Annotated in this window: 15 protein-coding genes and 1 tRNA gene; 9 read left to right on the top strand and 7 right to left on the bottom strand. The window is 71.4% G+C overall.

The window, feature by feature from the left end:
- Nucleotides 1–98 precede the first annotated feature (98 nt).
- Nucleotides 99–1604 (bottom strand): glycoside hydrolase family 15, encoded by a 1506-nt coding sequence (locus tag EL340_RS12715; protein ID WP_126414934.1) that lies wholly within the window; start codon nt 1602–1604, stop codon nt 99–101.
- Nucleotides 1605–1620: 16 nt separating this feature from the next.
- Nucleotides 1621–2268: a LytR C-terminal domain-containing protein gene (locus EL340_RS12710; RefSeq protein WP_126414933.1), complete on the bottom strand. Its 648-nt coding sequence runs from the start codon at nt 2266–2268 to the stop codon at nt 1621–1623.
- Between the two features lie 119 nt (nt 2269–2387).
- On the opposite strand from EL340_RS12710, the gene EL340_RS12705 reads away from it, so the two are divergent.
- From EL340_RS12705 to EL340_RS12685, 5 genes are all read left to right on the top strand, one after another.
- Nucleotides 2388–3065 (top strand): uracil-DNA glycosylase, encoded by a 678-nt coding sequence (locus EL340_RS12705; protein WP_126414932.1) that lies wholly within the window; start codon nt 2388–2390, stop codon nt 3063–3065.
- Between the two features lie 366 nt (nt 3066–3431).
- Nucleotides 3432–4088, top strand: a complete 657-nt coding sequence (ispF, locus tag EL340_RS12700; RefSeq protein WP_232023082.1) for a 2-C-methyl-D-erythritol 2,4-cyclodiphosphate synthase — start codon at nt 3432–3434, stop codon at nt 4086–4088.
- Nucleotides 4089–4348: 260 nt separating this feature from the next.
- The gene (cysS, locus tag EL340_RS12695; RefSeq protein WP_126414931.1) at nt 4349–5992 is read left to right on the top strand and encodes a cysteine--tRNA ligase; all 1644 of its coding nucleotides are present in this window, start codon (nt 4349–4351) and stop codon (nt 5990–5992) included.
- A gap of 110 nt (nt 5993–6102) precedes the next feature.
- Nucleotides 6103–7101 carry a 23S rRNA (guanosine(2251)-2'-O)-methyltransferase RlmB gene (rlmB, locus tag EL340_RS12690; RefSeq protein WP_126414930.1) on the top strand — a complete coding sequence of 333 codons (999 nt, stop codon included), beginning with the start codon at nt 6103–6105 and terminating at the stop codon, nt 7099–7101.
- A gap of 155 nt (nt 7102–7256) precedes the next feature.
- Nucleotides 7257–8498, top strand: coding sequence for a hypothetical protein (locus EL340_RS12685; protein ID WP_126414929.1), 1242 nt, complete (start codon nt 7257–7259; stop codon nt 8496–8498).
- 99 nt (nt 8499–8597) lie between these two features.
- On the opposite strand, the gene EL340_RS12680 is transcribed toward EL340_RS12685, so the two are convergent.
- The 4 genes from EL340_RS12680 to EL340_RS12665 form a co-directional block, all read right to left on the bottom strand.
- Nucleotides 8598–9059: a hypothetical protein gene (locus EL340_RS12680; RefSeq protein ID WP_126414928.1), complete on the bottom strand. Its 462-nt coding sequence runs from the start codon at nt 9057–9059 to the stop codon at nt 8598–8600.
- Between the two features lie 6 nt (nt 9060–9065).
- Nucleotides 9066–9530 carry a hypothetical protein gene (locus EL340_RS12675; protein WP_126414927.1) on the bottom strand — a complete coding sequence of 155 codons (465 nt, stop codon included), beginning with the start codon at nt 9528–9530 and terminating at the stop codon, nt 9066–9068.
- A 113-nt stretch (nt 9531–9643) separates the two neighbouring features.
- Entirely contained in the window at nt 9644–11014 is a 1371-nt protein-coding gene (locus tag EL340_RS12670; RefSeq protein ID WP_126414926.1) for a DUF4032 domain-containing protein, read from the bottom strand.
- A 250-nt stretch (nt 11015–11264) separates the two neighbouring features.
- Nucleotides 11265–12392, bottom strand: a complete 1128-nt coding sequence (locus tag EL340_RS12665) for an ABC transporter ATP-binding protein (protein ID WP_126414925.1) — start codon at nt 12390–12392, stop codon at nt 11265–11267.
- Between the two features lie 371 nt (nt 12393–12763).
- Between EL340_RS12665 and EL340_RS12660 the strand changes: the two genes are divergently transcribed.
- The 4 genes from EL340_RS12660 (at nt 12764) to EL340_RS12645 (ending at nt 17601) form a co-directional block, all read left to right on the top strand.
- On the top strand, nt 12764–14830 hold the full coding sequence (locus tag EL340_RS12660) for a serine/threonine protein kinase (RefSeq protein WP_126414924.1): 2067 nt from the start codon (nt 12764–12766) through the stop codon (nt 14828–14830).
- Between the two features lie 248 nt (nt 14831–15078).
- The gene (locus EL340_RS12655) at nt 15079–16038 is read left to right on the top strand and encodes a DsbA family protein (protein ID WP_126414923.1); all 960 of its coding nucleotides are present in this window, start codon (nt 15079–15081) and stop codon (nt 16036–16038) included.
- 147 nt (nt 16039–16185) lie between these two features.
- A tRNA-Thr gene (locus EL340_RS12650) sits at nt 16186–16261 on the top strand.
- An 89-nt stretch (nt 16262–16350) separates the two neighbouring features.
- Nucleotides 16351–17601 carry a methyltransferase domain-containing protein gene (locus tag EL340_RS12645; RefSeq protein ID WP_126414922.1) on the top strand — a complete coding sequence of 417 codons (1251 nt, stop codon included), beginning with the start codon at nt 16351–16353 and terminating at the stop codon, nt 17599–17601.
- Between the two features lie 49 nt (nt 17602–17650).
- Here the strand turns inward: EL340_RS12645 and EL340_RS12640 are convergent, their stop codons facing one another.
- A complete protein-coding gene (locus tag EL340_RS12640) occupies nt 17651–19015 on the bottom strand; it encodes a PAS domain-containing protein (RefSeq protein WP_126414921.1) in 1365 nt (454 codons plus the stop codon).
- Between the last annotated feature and the right edge of the window lie 259 nt (nt 19016–19274).

Raw genomic sequence — 19274 nt, 5'->3', positions numbered from 1 at the left:
TCTCAGCCCTTGAGTGCAAGGCGCTCAGATCTGATCGGCACCGAATCCTCCGACGGCGAAGCAGAGGACCGTCGGCCCCTCAGCAGCACCCCATCGGCTCACGCCCCCTCGCCCGCGGATCCTGCCGCAGTGGCCAGCAGGATGAGCGCGCAGGTCCAGGCCAGAGGCGCGGGGCCCGCCGGGGCGCCGTCAGCCAGGACCTTCTCCGGCAGCGCTCCGGCGCCGGTGCGGTACGTCTCAATCCACGACAGCAGCCGGGTCCCCTCGTCCTCCATCCCCAGCGTCAGGGCCGACCAGGCCATGAGGGCGGTCTCCGGTGTCCAGGAGACGCCGTCGTCGCGCCAGCCGGAGCCCGGGGCCAGGCCGCCGGCGGGGCGTCGCATGCGCGCCGCGGCCGTCCGCCTGACCTCGCGCGCTCCCGCCAGCGGCTGAGTGAAGGGCGGCAGCACCAGGGTGATGGCGGCGTCGACGTCGTCGCCCCGCACGTGACGCCCCCAGGCCGGGGCGAAGCTCAGCTCCATGGCGCGGCGCACCACCGCGGCCCGGTCGGCCAGGTCCTGGGGCGAGGCCCCCAGGTCGACCCCGGCCCCGGCCAGCGCCGTCGCCGCCTCAAGCCCCAGGAGCACCGGTGCCGCCGTTCCCAGGGTGAGCACCCTCTCGGCGATCTCCCAGTAGTCGGGCGTCACCGCGGGCAGGTGCGAGGGCGTGTCGGTGATCGTCACGAGCCGGGAGGCGGCGCGCGCCAGGTGCGTTCCCAGAGAGCCGTTCAGGTCGGGGGCGGGAAGGCCGTCGGCCAGGAGCCGGGCCGCGGCCCACAGGAACCAGCCGACGCCGTCGGTCTGGGCAGGGCGGTTGTCGGGAGCCTGACCGTAGCTGGTGTACCGGGCCTCGAAGCCGCCGTCGGCCCGCTGCCAGGAGGCCAGGTTGGTCAGGACGCCGAGGGCCTCTCCGGGCAGGTTCACCGCGCTGAGGGCGGCCGCGGCGAAGGCGGCGTCCCGCGGCCAGACGTAGCGCCAGTTGCCGACCGGCGCGGCCACCACCGCGCCCGGGGGGAAGACCTCCGCGTCCAGCGGCCGCCCCTCGGGCTGGGAGGCTGGCTGGGAGGCTGGCTGGGAGGCGGGCTCGGAGGCCTCGCCGGTGGCGGGGTCGGCACTAGCGGTGGGGCCGGGGCTCTGGGGCGGCGACGCCGTCGGCCGGGTGGGCGGCCCGGTCATGAGCGCCGGCCCGGTCAGGGTCAGCAGGTCGGCCAGGGCGCCGTCGGCCAGGTCCTTCCAGCGGCCCGCTGGAAGGCGGGCCGTCTGGCGACGGGCGAGTGCCTGACGCGCCAGGGTGTCGCGCTCCGACGTCGTCAGCCCCCACGGCTCGGGGTCCTCGGGAAGGCGGGTCCCCGGCACGTAGGAGATCGTGTCGCCCGGGTTGCCCGGAGGCAGGGGATACAGAGCCCCTCCCCGGCCTACGACGAGGCCGCTGCTCCGCAGGGTCGGGTGACGGCGAGCCAGACCCTCCAGGCGGGGGCCGGCCCAGAGGGCCGCGGCGGCGGTGAGCGGAACCGCTGCGGCAAGAGCCAGGACCCGGCGGCGTCCGGGACGCGCCAGCGGCCTCATGGGCCTGTATTACCTGCTACGCCTTGTAGTCATCGCGCAGGATGACGACGATCGGGTTGGACTGCGCGTTCTCAGCGCTCTCCACCACGTTGGTGATCCCCAGCTTCTTGCCGACCTCCTCGGCCGCGGCACGGTTCTCCGGGGCGCTGAAGTAGACCGTCGACTTGGCCGGCTCCGCGTTCTCATAGATCCCGGGGGTGACCTCAACCGTGGTGAAGCCGCCGTTGGTGAGCTTGTCGCCGGCGCCCTTGGCCAGACCGCTGGTCTCCGTCCCGTTGGACACGGTGACCCCGGTGTTGAAGTCGACGTTGCCGGAGGCGCTGGCCGACGCGCTGGCACTGGGCTTGGCCGAGGCGTCGGCGGACTTGTCGTCAGCGGGCTTGGAGGCCTCAGCGGACTTCCCGCCCGAGGCCTGGTTGTTGGCCTGTCCGCTCTGGGCGGGCTGGGCCGAGGAGGCCGCATCCGATGAGCCCGAGCCCGAGCCGTTGAGGAACAGCGTCACGGCACCCCATGCGAGCGCCGGAACAATGATGATGATGGCCAGCAGCGGCACCCAGCTGCGCCACCGGGGCGCCTGAGCGCGGTGCACGCCCACCGGAACCGGACCGTCATCATCGCCGACGTCGAACTCGTCCTCGGGGTAGTCATAGTTGCTCACCCTCACAAGATACCGGTCCGAGAGCCGTTCGTCGGGTATTGCTCGCCACGTCCGGCTCACAGAACCGTGACATCGGGGTCGGCAAGATCCTGCAGGCGCCGTCACTGGGCCGTTAGGCTCGCAGCGTGACAACCGCCAAGCCCCTGTCCGAGCTCATTGACCCCTCCTGGGCGCACGCCCTGGCACCCGTGGAGCCCACCATCCACGAGATCGGGGGGCGGCTGCGCGAGGAGGTGGCCGCCGGCGTCGGGTACCTCCCAGCGGGAACGGACGTGCTGCGCGCCTTCACCTACCCGATGGACAAGGTGCGCGTCCTCATCGTCGGCCAGGACCCCTACCCCACACCGGGCCACCCCATGGGACTGAGCTTCTCGGTGGCCCCCGGTGTGCGCCCCCCGCGAAGCCTGGAGAACATCTTCCGCGAGCTGGTCAGCGACCTGGGCGTGCCCCAGCCGACGTCGGGGGACCTCACACCGTGGTGCGAGCAGGGCGTCATGCTGCTCAACCGGGTTCTCACCGTTCGCCCGGGGGCTCCGGCCTCGCACAAGGGCTGGGGCTGGGAGAAGGTGACGCAGCGCGCGATCGAGGCCCTGGTTGAGCGCGACGCCCCGCTGGTGGCGATCCTGTGGGGGCGGCCGGCGCAGTCCCTGACTCCGATGCTGGGGCACACGCCGATCATCGCCTCGCCGCATCCCTCCCCGCTGTCCGCCTCGCGCGGGTTCTTCGGCTCGCGCCCCTTCAGCCGCGCCAACACGATCCTCACCGAGATGGGGGCCGCCCCCGTGGACTGGCGCCTGCCCTAGAGTCCTTGGAGTCCCTGGAGTCCCTCGAGTCCGTGCAGCAGCCTCCTGCCGCCGGCGCCTCCACGGCCAGTGTCCTCTTGTTCTCTACCACCTGATCTAACACCCTCGCCCTCCCGCCCCTACTCCACCGGCCTCGGGTCCCACTGGACGGGAGCCGACCGCACTGCACGGGGTCCGGACCCTCGTGGAGTACACCCGCACCTCCCCCAGTAGCACCCGCCCCTCGTGCAGTGCGCTCTCCCACCGGCCGATCGCGCGGGCCCGGGCGCCGTCGGGCAACCCGAAACCCCGCTTTCCCACGATCGCCGACGACGATCAGGCCTTCCGCGTGGAACGCGGGCGGAGCCCATCTGGTAGACACGGCCCATGTCCGAGCACCAGTCAGAGCAGTCTCCTCAGTCCTCTCAGCCCCCAGTTCAGCCCGTATCGGCCGACGACGCCTCCGCCGCGCCGGCCTCGTCCCGATCCCGGGCGCGCCACGCCGCCGGCCCGGCCACGATCGACCTGGACAAGATCGCCCAGTACCTGCCGCGCACCGGCATCGGTACCGACGTCCACGCCTTCGCCGCCCCCGACTCGGGTACCCCTATGCGCCTGGCCTGCCTGGAATGGCCCGACGAGGTGGGCCTGGCCGGTCACTCCGACGGCGACGTCGTCGCCCACGCCTGCTGCGACGCCCTGTTCTCCGCCGCAGGTCTGGGCGACCTGGGCTCGAACTTCGGCACCGCCGAGCCGCAGTGGAAGGGCGCCTCCGGGGCCGCGCTCCTGAGCGAGGCCGCCCGTCGCGTGCGCGAGGCCGGCTTCGAGATCGGCAACATCGCCGTCCAGCTCGTGGGCGAGCGCCCGCGGGTGTCCGCCCGCACCGCCGAGGCCTCCCGAGCCCTGTCCGAGGCGGCGTCGACCCGCGTCTCCTTCACCGCGACCACCACCGACCACCTGGGGTTCCTGGGCCGCTCCGAGGGCCTGCTCGCCCTCGCCACCGCCCTGGTCTACCCGGTCCCCGGGGCCACTCGCTGCGACTGACCCGTCGAGGACGCGCGCGACCGCACCTTGCGGCCCGGATCCTGGGCTCCCGAAGCAGAAACCGGGCCGTGAGGTGCGGTCGCGCCGACATGAACGACCATGACCGGCCATGACCGGCCATGAAGAGCCACCAAGAGCCCGCACAGACCCAGCACACCACGCCAGTGCGCCACCCGCGCAACAGGCCCCGGCCCGGACCTCGGAGAAAACCCTTGAGACCCGGTGGACACCGGTGGCACGCGGCCAGGTAGCCTGTGCCCGTGAGCACCGCACCCACTGAGCCCACTAAGTCCACTGAGTCCGCCGCGCCCATCGAGCCGGCGGCGTCGGCGGCGTCCACGGGCACCGCCGAGCCGACCCTGCGCCTGTACGACTCCGCCGCCCGCGCGGTTGTGCCGCTGGCCCCCACGGCCACCCCCGGCCTGGTGACGATCTACCTGTGTGGTGCCACCGTCCAGGGCTCGCCCCACATCGGCCACATGCGCAGTGGCATCTCCTTCGACGTCCTGCGCCGCTGGCTGGAGCGCAGCGGCCAGCAGGTCCGTCTCATCCGCAACGTCACGGACATCGACGACAAGATCCTCAGCAAGTCGGCCGCCGCCGAGCCGCCCGTGCCGTGGTGGGCCTGGGCCCAGCGCTTCGAGCGGGAGTTCGACGCCGCCTACCGCGCCCTGGGCGTGGCGGCCCCCACCTACGAGCCGCGCGCCACCAGCCACATCCCCGAGATGATCGACCTGGTCCAGCGCCTGCTGGACGCCGGCCACGCCTACATCGGGGAGTCCGGCAACGTCTACTACGACGTGCGCTCCCTACCCGGCTACGGGGCGCTGACCAACCAGCGCCTGGAGGACCTGGCCACCACCGAGGACGAGTCCCAGCTGGACGACGACGTCGAGGCCGACAAGCGCGACCCGCGCGACTTCGCCCTGTGGAAGGCCGCCAAGCCCTCCGAGCCGGCCGACGCCTCCTGGGACGCCCCCTGGGGCCGGGGCCGGCCCGGCTGGCACCTGGAGTGCTCGGCCATGAGCCGCCGCTACCTGGGCGAGACCTTCGACATCCACGGCGGCGGCATCGACCTGCGCTTCCCGCACCACGAGAACGAGCAGGCCCAGTCCCACGGCGCCGGTTGGGGCTTCGCCCGCCACTGGGTCCACAACGCCTGGGTGACCATCAAGGGCGAGAAGATGAGCAAGTCGCTGGGCAACTCCCTGGTGGTGGCCGAGCTGCTCAAGCGCTACGACGCCGCCGTGCTGCGCCTGGCCCTGGGCACCGTCCACCACCGCTCCACCGTGGAGTTCTCCGAGGAGACCCTCGCCGACGCCGAGGCCCTGTGGGAGCGCCTGTCCGGCGCGATCCTGCGGGCCTACGAGCTGACCGAGCCCCGGTCCGACGACGGGCGCTCGGGCGCGTCCGGCGGGCTCAGCCCCGTCGACGCTCCCGCCGCGCAGGTGCGCGCCCGGGCCCTGCCCGATGAGTTCACCGCCGCGATGGACGAGGACCTCAACCTGGCCGGCGCCATGGCGGTCGTCCACGCCACCCTCAAGGCCCTCAACGTGGCCCTCGCCAAGGCCGAGGCAGGCCCGAGCGGCAGCCAGGAGGCCGACGCCGGCCTGCGCGAGACGGTGACCGGCCTGGCCCTGGACCTGCGCGCCCAGCTCGACGTCCTGGGCCTGGACCCGCTGGCCGACCCCTGGCGCACCCACGTCCTCGACGGCGTCGGCTCCTCCCAGGGCGGCGCCGCCATGGAGACCCTGGACCGGCTGATCCAGCACGACCTCGACGAGCGGGCCCAGGCCCGCGCCGCCAAGGACTGGCCGCGCGCCGACGCCCTGCGGGACAAGCTGACCCAGGCCGGCGTCGTCGTCGAGGACTCACCCTCGGGCGCCCGCTGGCACCTGGCCTGAGCGACCCAGCACCTCGCCGCCCCGCGGCGACTGTCTCCCCCCGCACATTCCCCGCACGTTCCCACCCCACGTTGAATCACCTCAGCACCATCACGAACAGGAGGCCCCGAATGCCCGGCAACGAGCAGTACCCCGGCGCCAAGCGCCGCCCCGGCTCGAAGAAGGGCCCCACGAAGGGCTCCGGCGGCCAGCGCCGCAAGGGCCTGGAGGGCAAGGGCCCCACCCCGCGCGCGGAGAACCGCGTCGGCCACCCCAAGGCCCGGGCGAAGGCCCGCGCCGAGGCCCGGGCCGCCCAGCCCACGCGGGCCAAGCAGCTCGAGAAGCTCAAGCGCCGCTTCGACGTGCCCGAGGACCACGAGATCCTGTGCGGACGCAACGCGGTGGCCGAGGCCGCCTACGCCTCGGTGCCCATCACCCGGGTCTTCATGGCGGTCTCCGCCCAGTCCGACGAGCGCCTGGGCGCCGTCGTGCGCCGCGCCGCCCTGCTGGGCGCCCCGGTGCTGGAGACCACCAAGCTGGACCTGGACGCCCTGACCGACTCCGCCGCCCACCAGGGCGTGGCCATCGAGGTGCCCGCCTACGAGTACACCACCGCCCGCGACCTGCTGGACCGCGCCCGCTCGCTGGGCCGCACGCCGCTGCTCGTGGCCCTGGACCAGGTGACCGACCCCCACAACCTCGGCGCCGTCCTCCGCAGCGCCGGAGCCTTCGGGGCCGACGGCGTCATCATCCCCGAGCGCCGCTCGGTCGGCGTCAACGCCACCGTCTGGAAGGTCTCCGCCGGCGCCGCCGCCCGGGTGCGCGTGGCCCGCGAGACGAACCTCGTGCGCGCCCTGGAGCAGCTGAAGAAGGAGGGGTGCTTCGTCGTCGGCCTGGACGGCTCGGGCAGCACCGCCATCGAGGACCTCACCCTGGCCGACTCCCCCCTGGTGCTCGTCACCGGCGCGGAGGGGGCGGGCCTGTCGCGCCTGGTGCGCGAGACCTGCGACGTGCTGGCCTCGGTGCCGATCAGCCGGAGCGTGGAGTCCCTCAACGCCGCCGTCGCCACGGGTATCAGCCTCTACGAGGTCGACCGCCTGCGGCGCCGGGCCGCCGGCGGCAGCGACTGAGCGGACCAGCCCGGCCGCCCAGACCTCCCCAACCATCCCTCCGGACCGGCCGCTCCGGCTGACCTGGTCACAAACGCCCGGCATTACCCGAACACTTCCCCATGAAGGCCCCGTTGCTGACACAATGGGCCGCATCCGATCCACAGGAGGTCCCCATGGCCCAGGACGCTTCGCAGCGCTGGAACCGCACCGACGGCGTACTCATCGCGCCGGGCACGACGCCGGAGGCGGTCGCCGACGCCTTCGCCGCGCGCGGGGTGGTCGTGCGCCTGGAGTGGTTCCCGGCCACCACCCACCTGCTCAGCCTCACCCTCATGACCGACGTCGAGGGCAGGGTCGCGGTGACGCCGCCCTCGCGCGGGGGCGTCGTGCCCGGCCCGCGCGTCAGCGAGCTCGTGGAGTCCCTGGCCCGGGAGTTCACGGCCGACGTCGCCGTGGGCCCGGCCACCTTCAACGCCCTGCCCGACGACGTCGAGCTGCCCACGATCTCCAGCCACGGCTCGGCCAGCGCCCGCACCGTGGTCGTCTCCCCGATGAGCGCCTACATGGTGCCGCTGCAGGCCACCCTGCTGGAGCGCCCGCTGGCCGTGGCCTCGACGCCGAGCCTGGACCGCCGCATCGTCATGTACTCCGGTGAGGGCACGGACCTGGGCACCTTCGGCTGGGACGACGAGTCCCTGCCGGCCCTGGTCCTGACCTCCGACGCCGAGGACATGTCCATCCGCGCCATCCCCACCGGGGACCCGGAGGACGACGCCGTCTTCTCCTGGGGCATGACCTCGCGCTACGTCTGGGGCGGGGTCGACGAGCCCGGACCGGCCCTGAGGTCCCTGGTCGACGAGCTCCTGGCGGACCTGACCGACGCCTCGGGGATCGTTGACGCCATCCCGGGCGCGGACCTGGAGGCCGCGACCGCCGCCATCGTCCAGCCCGGCATCGATGGTTTCGCCGCGATGCTCCAGGCCCTGGGGCTGCCCGACTGGGTGCTGGAGGTCCTCACCGGCCGCCTGGCCCCGGTGGAGGTCCCCGGCGTCGTCGTGCACGAGCCGCGCGGACTGTCCAACGCCGTGGGTCGCAGCGTGGGCCTGCTGCTGGCCGACCCCTCCACCCCGGGATCGGCCTTCTGGCAGGGTTACGTGCGCACCGTGACGGACAAGCCGTGGGCGGTGCGGGGCGCCGCGCTCCTGGAGGCGGGCCTGGGCGGCGCGCTCCTGGGGGCCGCTGTGCGCCGTCGCCGCTCGACCGGGAACCTTCCGGGCGGGGTGGCCGCGGTGGGCGCCTTCCTCCTCGTGGACGCCATCACGGAGGTCTCCCTGGCCTCCTGGACGCGTCACCGCGAGCTGCGCCGGCGCGCCGACGAGGAGATGGCCCTGGTCGCCGAGGAGCTCGGCGCCTGAGAGCCCGAGCCAGCCGGCTCGAGCATGTGGAGGGGCCTGTTCACGAGCTCGTCGTCATGGCTGCCGCCAGGGGCGGGCAGACTGGACGCACCGCGTGACCTACGGGGCGACTGAAGTCATCGCGAACCAGCTGACCAACGCTATAGGCAACGCCGTCATCAGGATCATCAGTAGCACAACGAGAGCGAAGATCAGCGATCCCTTCTCGGACCGGGACATACCGCGGAGCTTTCCGAAGCTCAGGGCGCCCGGATCGCCTTGGAGAATGGAAGCGCGGTAGAACACCGGGACCATCTGACCGGGCTGCACCGCGAACTGAAGACGCGGCTTAGGGCTCAGGAATGCTGTGAAACAGTCGACGACCACGCTCACCGGCCCCGGCGGCACAGCGAGTTTTATCGAGCCTTCGTAAGGTAGTCGCACCTGCCAACCATTAACAAGAAGATTCACGTGGGTCGTGAAGTAGAGGCGAACAGACGTATCGAAGTACAGGTCGATGAAGGCGCTGTTCTCCGGCGTCGCCCCGGGAAGCGCTTGAAAACTGGGGTCGTTCGCGCTCACCGCCACTCACCACCCGCCCCGCAGTGGCTTGACGATGACGAGGATCATGATGAGGGCCAAGAGCGCAGCCCATCCCAGCATCACCGCCGAGATGATGAGAGCCGTATTCCTCTTCTTGACGATGACCCCGTTTCCGATTCCGAGTCCCTCCACGGTCATCGTGGGAGTGGCCAGATCGAGCTGGGAGTCGCGGTAGACGATGCGCACCTCCTGCCCCGGGGCCAGCGCGAACTCGAGCCTGTTGCTCGGTCCGAGCAGGTCGCTCGGCCTCTCCTCGGTGATGACCACCGGCCCCGCCGGAACCACGACGCGCACCGAGCCGGCAGCCGGGATCCTCACGCTGTGCCCGTTGAGGGTCACCACGGGGTCCTCCGGCCTGGACATGGGGACGTAGGGGTCGCAGAGCAGGTCGATGGCGCTGCTGCGACCGGCGGTCACCTCCGGCAACGTGATCACTCCGATGGACGTCATACCCGTTTCCAGCACCTTTCATCTCGCAGGTGGCCTGAGAACCAGGCTATCAACCGCTCGGGTGGCAGGAGGCCCGACGGCGCGCTCGCTCCCTCTCTGCCGCTCCCCCGCCTCTACTCCCCTTTGAACTTCATGCCGGCGGTGAAGCCGAAGGGGTTGGCCGCGTAGTCGGCCAGCGTCTGCTCGTCGCGGGCCGCGAACTCGGCGTCGTCCTCGGGCAGCGGCTCCTCGTCATCGATGACGATCGCCTCCATCTCCTGGGTGTCCCCGACCCCGAGGTAGGCGCGCTCGTCGCGGTGCTGGGGCAGCACCGTGGCCACGTAGTCGTCCACCGCCTCCTGGGTGGTGACGAAGCGGTCCTGGGCCTCGGACATGTACCAGCGGTGCTCCAGGATCTCGTGGAAGATCTCCGCCGGCTCGAGCTTGCGGCGCATCTCCATGGGGACCGCGTGGATGGTGGGCTCGAAGACCTCCGCCAGCCAGGCGTGGGCCACGAGCTCGATGGGGTCGTCACTGCGCCCGGACATGGCCCGGTAGGCCTCCAGGTCGTTGAGCATGCGCTGCCCCTGACGCTCCTGGACGTCCAGGCCGGTCAGCCGCATCACCTGACGGTGGTAGTGACCGGCGTCGACGACCTTGGGCTGGATGGTGATGTGCTCGCCCTGGGAGTCGGTGTTCATGGTCAGCTCGGCGACGTCGTAGCCCATCTCGTTGAGTCGCTGGACGCGGCGGCGCAGGCGCCAGCGCTCATCCATGGAGAAGGACTCCTCGGCGGTGAGGACGTCCCACAGCTCGGTGTAGCGGCTGACGATGCGGTCCCCGACCTCGATGGTGTCCACGCTCGGCTCCAGCAGGGCGCCGGCCTGCAGGTCCATGAGCTCGCCGATGATGTTGGTGCGGGCCACGTCGATGTCGTAGAGGCGCTTGCCCTCGGTGAGCCCCTCGGGGTGGAGCTCACCGGTCTCAGCGTCCACGAGGTAGGCGGCGAAGGCACCGGCGTCGCGGCGGAAGAGCGTGTTGGACAGAGACACGTCACCCCAGTAGAAGCCCAGCAGGTGCAGGCGCACCAGCAGCACGGCGAGCGCGTCGATGAGCCGGGTGGCGGTCTCCGGCCGCATGTACTGGCTGAACAGCGCCCGGTACGGCAGGGAGTAGGACAGGTGCTCGGTGATGAGCACGGAGTTGAGCTCCTCCCCGCTGACGCTGCGCCGGCCGGTGATGACCGCCGTCGGCTGCACGCAGGGCGCCCCCAGCCGCAGCAGGTCGCGCAGGAGCTCGTACTCGCGGTGCGCCACGGACTCGCCGATCTCCTTGACCGCGATGACACGCTCGGAGAGGTTGACGAAGCGCACGATGTGGCGGGACAGACCACGGGGCAGCGCGGCGAGGACCTCGGTGGGCCACTCCTCCAGGGCTGTCTCCCAAGGGAGGTCAAGCAGCGCCGGATCAATCGTCGCTGCCGTGATCTTCATGGACTGGGACATGACGTCATTCTTTCAGGCAAGGGTCCCCTTCGCCTTTCGAGGCGTGAGCAGCAGCCCACACCCTTCACGACGTCGGGGGCGATCCGTTTCTCACCAGGCGAGGCGGTCTGCGGTCCGGTGTCCGACGGCGCCGCACCGCCATCCGCCGGCCCTCACGGACGCTCCAGTCCGTCGGCCCGGCTCCGCCTCGGTGAGCGCGACGACGGCGCCGCCCCCGCAAGAGGGGACGGCGCCGTCGTCGTCAGCATCCTCAGGCAGGCAGGCGCTGACCGGTGGAGGCGGAGAAGATGTGCTCCTGACCGGGACGGATCCGCACGTAGACGGTCTCACCCGGCTCGGGGGCGGTACGCGGGGGCACGCGCACGATGATCTGGCTGGAGTCCTCACCGGAGCCGAGCTTGGCCTCGGACTCCTCGGCACCCACGAGCTCGCCGTAGATGTAGGCGTCGGAGCCCAGCTCCTCGACGAAGGACAGGCGCACCGGGATGGAGTGCTCGTCCTGGGCGGAGACGACGTCGAGCGACTCGGGGCGGAACCCGATGGTCACCTTGCCGCCGTCCTCGGGGGTGATGGCGTCCAGGGTCGCCTTGGACAGCTGGATCTTGGCGGCGCCGACGGTGGCGACGTCGCCCTTGACCGTGAACTGCCCCAGGTTCATCGCCGGCGAGCCGATGAAGCCGGCGACGAACTCGTTGGCGGGGTGGTCGTACATCTCGCGAGGGGTCCCGACCTGCTGGAGCACGCCGTCCTTGAGGACCGCGATGCGATCACCCATGGTGAGGGCCTCGGTCTGGTCGTGGGTGACGTAGACCGTGGTGACGCCCAGCGAGCGCTGGAGCGAGGCGATCTGGGTGCGGGTCTGGACACGGAGCTTGGCGTCCAGGTTGGACAGCGGCTCGTCCATGAGGAAGACCTTGGGCTTGCGCACGATGGCGCGCCCCATGGCCACACGCTGACGCTGACCACCTGAGAGCGCCTTGGGCTTGCGGTCCAGGTACTCGGTCAGGCCCAGGATCTTGGCGGCCTCACGCACGCGCTTGTCGATCTCGGCCTTGGGGGTGCCCGCGATCTTCAGGGCGAAGCCCATGTTGTCGTGGACGGTCATGTGCGGGTAGAGCGCGTAGTTCTGGAAGACCATGGCGATGTCGCGGTCCTTGGGCTGAACGTCGGTGACGTCGCGGTCACCAATAAGAATGCGACCGGCGTTGACGTCCTCCAGGCCCGCGAGCATGCGCAGGGAGGTGGACTTACCGCAGCCGGAGGGGCCAACGAGTACGAGGAACTCGCCATCGGCGATCTCGAGGTTGAGAGCGTCAACACTGGGGCGGTCATTGCCCGGGTAAATGCGCGTGGCGTTCTCGAAGGTAACAGTTGCCATGGGTGGTGCTTCCCTTCACCGGCAGGTACGTGCCGGACGATCCGTCGTGAAAGGTGCCGATGCGTGTCCGCATTGACACGTACCGCGGTCAACCGATCGACCGTGGACGGGTTCATCTTGACATACGTTCCCCACTTTGACCAGCGATTCACAGTGAACTTCCAGGGTGATCTTCTGCGGTGATGGCGAAGAAAGACCGCCCTCCACCCGGTGTACGCCTCCCCATCCGCGCCGTCGACGACGACCTCCCCGACCACCGGGAATGACGCTCCAGCACTGGCTTTTGTCCCGCGACATGGCCCACAGTCGGGCGAAGAGCCCCACAGGGACGGGGCGCCCGCGAGCCGATATAGCCCGGTACTGTGGGAGTCATGACGCAGAACTTCGACGCGCAGCCGGGCGAGCCGGTCACCCTGAGCAAACTGCGCGCTGGCACCCTGGTGGGAGGCTACCGACTTCTGCGTCGCCTGGGCGCCGGGGGCATGGGCGTGGTGTGGGAGGCCGCCGACGAGGGCGGCCGCCACGTGGCCATGAAGATCCTCCACCCCCAGATCGCCGCGGACCCCACGGCCCGACGTCGTCTGGACCGTGAGGCCAGCGTCCTGGCCCGGGTGAGGGACACGCGCGTGGCCCGGATCCTGGACATCGAGACCGGGGACGGGTCCCTGGGCATCACCTTCGTCATCACCGAGCTCGTCGAGGGCCCCACCCTGCAGCACGAGGTGGAGCACGAGGGCGTCTACGACCTGACCACCGACGCCCGGGACCTGGCCGACCTGGCCCACGGGCTGGTCGACTCGCTGCGCGCGGTCCACTCCGCCGGTGTCATCCACCGCGACCTCAAGCCCTCCAACGTCATGCTCGGCGCGCAGGGCCCGGTTCTCATCGACTTCGGCATCGCCCAGGTGGCCGACGACGTCCGACTCACCCAGACCGGTCAGGTCACGGGCACGCCCGGCTTCATCCCTCCGGAGATGCTCGACGGCGGGGAGCCGACCGCCGAGGTCGACTGGTACGCCTGCGCGGGCGTGCTCCTGTTCACCGTCACCGGGCTGGCGCCCTTCGGCTCGGGGGCGTGGCAGGTGGTCTTCCGCCGCGTCTACGCGGGCACTCCGGAGCTGGGCGACCTGGAGCAGGAGAATCCTGCGCTGGCGCGGGCCTTCACGGCGGCGCTCGCTCCGGAGGCGGAGGACCGGCTCAGCCCGGACGGCCTGCTGGAGGTGCTCGACGAGATCGCCGAGGGCGGCACCGGCCAGGAGGCCGTCGACCGCCTTCTGGGGCCGGAGGAGCCCGAAGACGACTCCGAGGAGTCGGAGACGAGTACCAGCACGTTCGTCCCGGGGTACGGCACCACCCCGGGTTACGGCGTCGCGCCGGGTTATGGCGTTCAGCAGAGCGCCGGTAGCGCGTCCTCGGCCTCCCCGGCCGTCTACGGCAGCCCCGTCTCTGCGGGCTCGGCCGCTGAGGGCGGGTACGGCTACGGTGCGCCGTCGGCGTCCTCTGCCTCATCGGTTCAGCCCCCACCGGCTATTCCGCCTCGGTCGTGGTACCGGAACAGCGGCTCGATGCCGATGGGTCAGGCCCAGTCGATGCAGTACGGAGTGGGAAGCCCCGCGCCTGTCACGCCGTCGGGAGCCTACCCGCGGCCGGCGCCATCCGGGCAGGTGCCGATGTTCCCCTACTCGGGCTACCAGCACACCAGGCCCCAGGCCGCTTACCCACAGCCTTTCGCCGGACCGCCGATGAATCCGGCGGCCGGCGCCATGGTCCAAAGAGGGCCGATGGCGCCGACTCCGCACCCAGCCGGTGCCATCCGCCACGACGACCTGCCTGACTGGGCCCAGGAGCCAGAGAGGCGCCCGCTAGTCGTGCTGGCTTTGGGATTCGCGCTGTCCGCTGTCGGGGTCCCGAGGCCGGGTTGGACGGCCATTCTGGCGGCATTGGTGATCGTCATCGCCGGCGTGGTCGGGCGCGCCCAGGACGCTCGACGGTGGAACCGGCTGCAGCGAGGGTCCGCCTCCCCGGCCGACACCTCCCGAATGTGGGCCATGACTCCCTGGTACCTTGTGCGTTCCCTGCTCTCCGTCGGCTGCGCCTTCGCACTCGGCCTGGGGGCGGCGCTCCTGATCCTTTACATCGCCCTCTCGACAGGCATCATGGGTTCGGACCCCACAGTCCTCACCTCACTCCCAGTCACTGTCCGCTACACCTTGATCATATTCACGACAGTAGCCTCCTATCTGTTGGTCCAGTGGCTGGCGCCGTGGGGAACAGCGACCCGCCGCGGCGGCGCGCACATCATCAACATGATGATTCCCAGCAGTCACCGGAGGAGGACCGTCACCCTGGTGTTGATCGCCATCGGCCTGATCGCGCTTCTCCTAGCCTTCGTGGGAGCGGTACCGTCCCCCAGCTTCCGTCCCTTCACCAGCATTTGATCCCCGCATCAGTGCCGTAATCTCTCCCGCAGCTCTCCCTGCCATGACCACGAGGCGCCCGGCGACGATTCGTCCGCCCCGGCTCCCGACGACCGATGCGTCACAATCCGCCACCGGCAGACGTCAGGCGTGGTTTCCCACAGCGTCGTCGGGCAGAATGGCATCGCTACAGCCACACCTTATTGACGGTTCACCTACGTCGTCAGTCCGCCCGCCACCGCACTACAAGGAACCACAAGGAGCTCCGCGTGTCCACAAACCAGCCCCGCCAGACCAAGGCCCAGCGCCGCGAGGCCGCACGCCTCAAGGCCAAGGAGCTGCGAGAGGCACAGGCCCGCCGCGCGCACCGCAACATGATCGCCCGCCGCAGCTTCATCGGAGTCGGTGGCGCGGCAGCGGTCGGGGGCCTTGGCTACCTGACCTACCTGGCGGTCAACCGGAACGAGAAGGACTTCCCCGCTGCGGGCAAGGGCCTGGCCACTGAGAAGGCGAACCAGAGCGGTGTTCCCAAGCAGGTCCTGGCGGACGCCTCCTGGACCTACGGGGACGGCAGCCAGCTCGACACCGTTGCCGCCTCCGCCCCCGTCCTGGACATCTACTTCGACTACTCCTGCTCGCACTGCGCCCAGTTCGAGGGCACCCACACCCAGGAGATCAACCAGCTCCTGAGCGACAAGAAGATCACCCTGGCCCTCCACCCCTGCAAGATCCTCAAGCAGCAGTGGACCAGCGTGGTCATGAACGCCATGGGCGTGGTGCTCGACGAGGCCCCGGCGCAGTCCCTGAGCTTCCACGGCGCCGCCTTCGAGATCCTCTCCCAGGTGCTGCAGAGCAAGGACCAGAGCCTCATGACCGTGGAGAACCTGGTCGCCGCCGCCACGAAGGTGAGTGTCCCCAGCGAGGTCTCCGCCAAGTTCAAGTCCGCCGTCGACTCGGACAAGTACAAGAACTGGGTCGAGCTCGGCGACAAGGCCTTCGCCGACAGGGACCTCCAGGGCACCCCGACCGTCTTCTTCAAGGGCGAGCAGGTCGACCTGAGCAAGCTGCAGTCGCCGACGTCCCTGACCGAGCTCGTCACCGGGTCCACGCCGACCGCCCAGCCCACCGAGCAGTCCTCCCAGCAGCCCGCTCAGCAGTCCACTGAGCAGCCTGCCGAGCAGCCCGCTGAGCAGCAGGGCGCCGACGAGGGTGCGGAGCAGCAGGGCTGAGCCCGAGGCGGCTCCCGCCCGCGTCCCGCACGGATCTCTCCGCGGGCCCGACGGCGCCGAGGCGGGTTCACCCTCCCCCGGTTTCCCGCCCCGGTGCGGTCTGTGCCAGACTGTCCCACGCACCCGCGGCCGCCTGGCCGGCCGCACGCCGCTTTAGCTCAGTTGGTAGAGCAGCTGTCTTGTAAACAGCAGGTCGTCGGTTCGAGTCCGACAAGCGGCTCCACTCCTTGGCAGCAGCCGTCCGGGGCCTGGCGCACTCCCGTCCCAGACCTGCCCCACGGCCCGGCAACGAACGCACCACCGGGAGGGGACATGTCGGTGACCGCCGCACCGCAGGCGCCGTCGTGCCTCCTCCACGACGCCGGCACCTGCCGCTCCTGCCCTCACCTGTTACTGCCACTGCCCGATCAGCTGGCCGCCAAGCAGTCCCGCGTGGCCTCTCTGCTGGCCGAGCAGGTCCCGGTCGACCTGTGGGAGGAGCCGGCCGCGAGCGCCCCGGAGCGCTTCCGCAACAAGGCGAAGATGGCGGTGGCCGGGACCACCGCCCGCCCCACCCTGGGGATCCTCGACGGCGCCGGCCACGGCGTCGACCTGCGCACCTGCCCGCTGCACGTGCCCGCGATCGAGGCTGCGCTGCCGGTGCTGGCCGACCTCGTCACCGACCTGGGCCTGCACCCCTACGACGTGCCCGGGCGGCGCGGCGAGCTCAAGCACGTCCTGGTGACCGCCTCGCCCGACGACGACCTCATGGTGCGTTTCGTCCTGCGCTCCCGCCGCCACCTGTCCCGGCTGCGCGTCGCCCTGCCGGACCTGCAGCGGTCCCTGCCTCAGCTGGCGGTGGCCGGCGTCAACATCCAGGGCGTCCACCAGGCCGTTATCGAGGGTCCCGAGGAGATCGTCCTGACCGAGGAGGACCGGCTCCTTATGCGCCTGAGCCTGTCGTCGCCGGGCCCGGGTTCCTCGGCCGGCCGGGGCGCCGACGACGTCGAGCTGCCGCTCTACCTGCCCACCCGTTCCTTCTTCCAGACCAACACGGCCGTGGCCGAGGCGCTCTACGCCACCGCCCGGGTCTGGGGCGAGGAGTCCGCTCCGGCCAGGGTGTGGGACCTGTTCTGCGGCGTCGGCGGGTTCGCCCTGGCCCTGGCCGCGCCGGGCCGCCGGGTGCTGGGGGTGGAGGTCTCGGCCCCGGCCATCGACGGGGCGCGCGATGCCGCCGCCCTCATGGGACTGGATCCGGCGCTCGTGCGGTTCGAGGCCGGTGACGCCCGTCTCCTGGACCCGGCCGTCCCTGGTGACGGCGGCGTCGGGGCACCCGGGGCCGCCGGGGCGCAGCGGCCGGATCTGCTCGTGGTCAACCCGCCGCGACGCGGGGTCGGGGAGCAGCTGGCCGGACGGATCGAGGCCTCCGGTGTGGAGCGGGTGCTCTACTCCTCCTGCAACCCGCGGACGCTGGCCGCGGACCTGACGCACCTGCCCTCGATGCGGGTGGCGCGGGCCCGCCTGTTCGACATGTTCCCCCACACCGACCACGCCGAGGTGCTCGTCGAGCTGGTCCGCGCCTAGCTCGTGCAGCTCGTCGTCGCGCGGTGCTGCGTGGGTCTGCGGTAGCCGGCTACTCGAGCTCGTCCAGGGCGGCGCGCACGTCGGTCAGGCAGGTGTTGATGGCCTCGGCCTCGTAGGGGACCTCGAGGTCGCGCACCCGCACGGCCAGGTCGGCCAGGTCCCGGGCCTCGGCGAAGCCGGCACCGGCCAAGGTGCGGGCGGTGGCCACGGAGTCGGCCTGCCCGGCGCCGGCGGCCGCGGCCGCCTCGACCAGCTCCAGGATCGGGCCCTGGAGGACACCGAGGTCCTCGGCCACGAGGTCCAGCTCGCCGCCGACCAGCTCGCGGCGCGCGTCCAGGAGGGCCACGCGCTCGGTCAGGGTGCTGGCGCCGTCGCTCAGGGCCGCGCACAGCTCCTTGAGGCTGCCGACGGCGTCGTTGGCGTCGGCCTCGTCCTGGCCCTCGATGATCTGGAGGGCGAAGATCCCGGCGGCCAGGTTGTGCAGGCGGGCCAGGGCAATGCGGAAGCTCACCGAGTCCAGGTCGCCGCGCAGCGCCTCGATCTGGCTGCGCAGCGGGTGGAGCTGCTCGGAGCATTCCAGGACCAGGGCGTCGACCTGCCGGCAGCGATCGGCGACGTCGTCGGCCTGGGGCCCGTGGCCGAGGACCGCGACGTCGGTACCGAGGGCTCGCATGGCCTCGCGCAGGGCGCCCAGGCGGGCCGAGAGCGCCTCGATCTCCCCGGCCCGCGTCCCCAGGAGGTCGACGAGGCGCCGGCCCTCCTTGAGGATGCCGACGAGCCCGGCGGTATCGGACTCGATCCGGCTCATGGCCGCCAGGATCCGGGCCACAGGCCCGTCGGCCTGCGGGCTGTCGGGGATGCCGACGCCGTGGGCCAGGAGCGCTCCGACCTCGGCGACCAGCACCCGGCGGGTGAAGTCGATGGCGTCGGAGTAGCCCAGGGCCCGCAGCTCGGCCAGGAGGGCGGCCTGCCCGGCGGCGGCCACCTCCCGACGGGTGGAGCCGGCCGCCGCGGAGGCCTCCTCGACGTCGCGGACCCGGGCGTAGGCGGCCTCGACGTCGTCGCGCAGGTCGGTGAGCATCGGCAGGGTGCGCACGGACAGGTAGCCGGAGCCGGAGGGCACGATCGTGGCGAAGACGCGGTAGCGGCCGTCGTCGGAGGAGCGGTTGGTGATGTAGGCGCTGGTGGCCCGGCCCTCCTCGATGGCGTCCCAGATGCTGCGGAACAGGCCTGCGGGCATGTCCGCGTGCCGCACCACGTTGTGGGCCCGCCCCACCAGGGCGCCGCGCGGGTAGCCCGACAGGCGCATGAAGGTGGAGTTGGCGCGGCGGATACGGCCGTGGGAGTCCGTGGTGGAGAAGAAGAGCTCGTCGGCGGCGAAGACGTGCTCGACGGGAGCGGCGGACTCGACCATGAGTGACCTTCCTTGAGGGCGGGGCAGGCGCCGGGTGGCAACGAGGCGGACGCGAGCGGCGCCTGCGGGGGCCGTCGTGGGACCTTGGTCGGAAGCCTACTCGCGGCCGCTCTCCGCGGCGGCCGATCACGAGAGGTCGACGCATCACAGTGATCCGGCCGAATCCTGCCGGTCGACCGGTCACCGGCGACGACGGCGCCGTGCTGGGCCGGCAGCCGGGCGGGGATGACTCCCCATGGCGGGCCCGCGCCAAGGCCCT

Source organism: Actinomyces viscosus (genome assembly GCF_900637975.1).
GTDB lineage: Bacteria > Actinomycetota > Actinomycetes > Actinomycetales > Actinomycetaceae > Actinomyces > Actinomyces viscosus.
The sequence above is the reverse complement of the archived record's forward strand: the minus strand, read 5'-3'. Positions and strand labels throughout refer to the sequence as shown.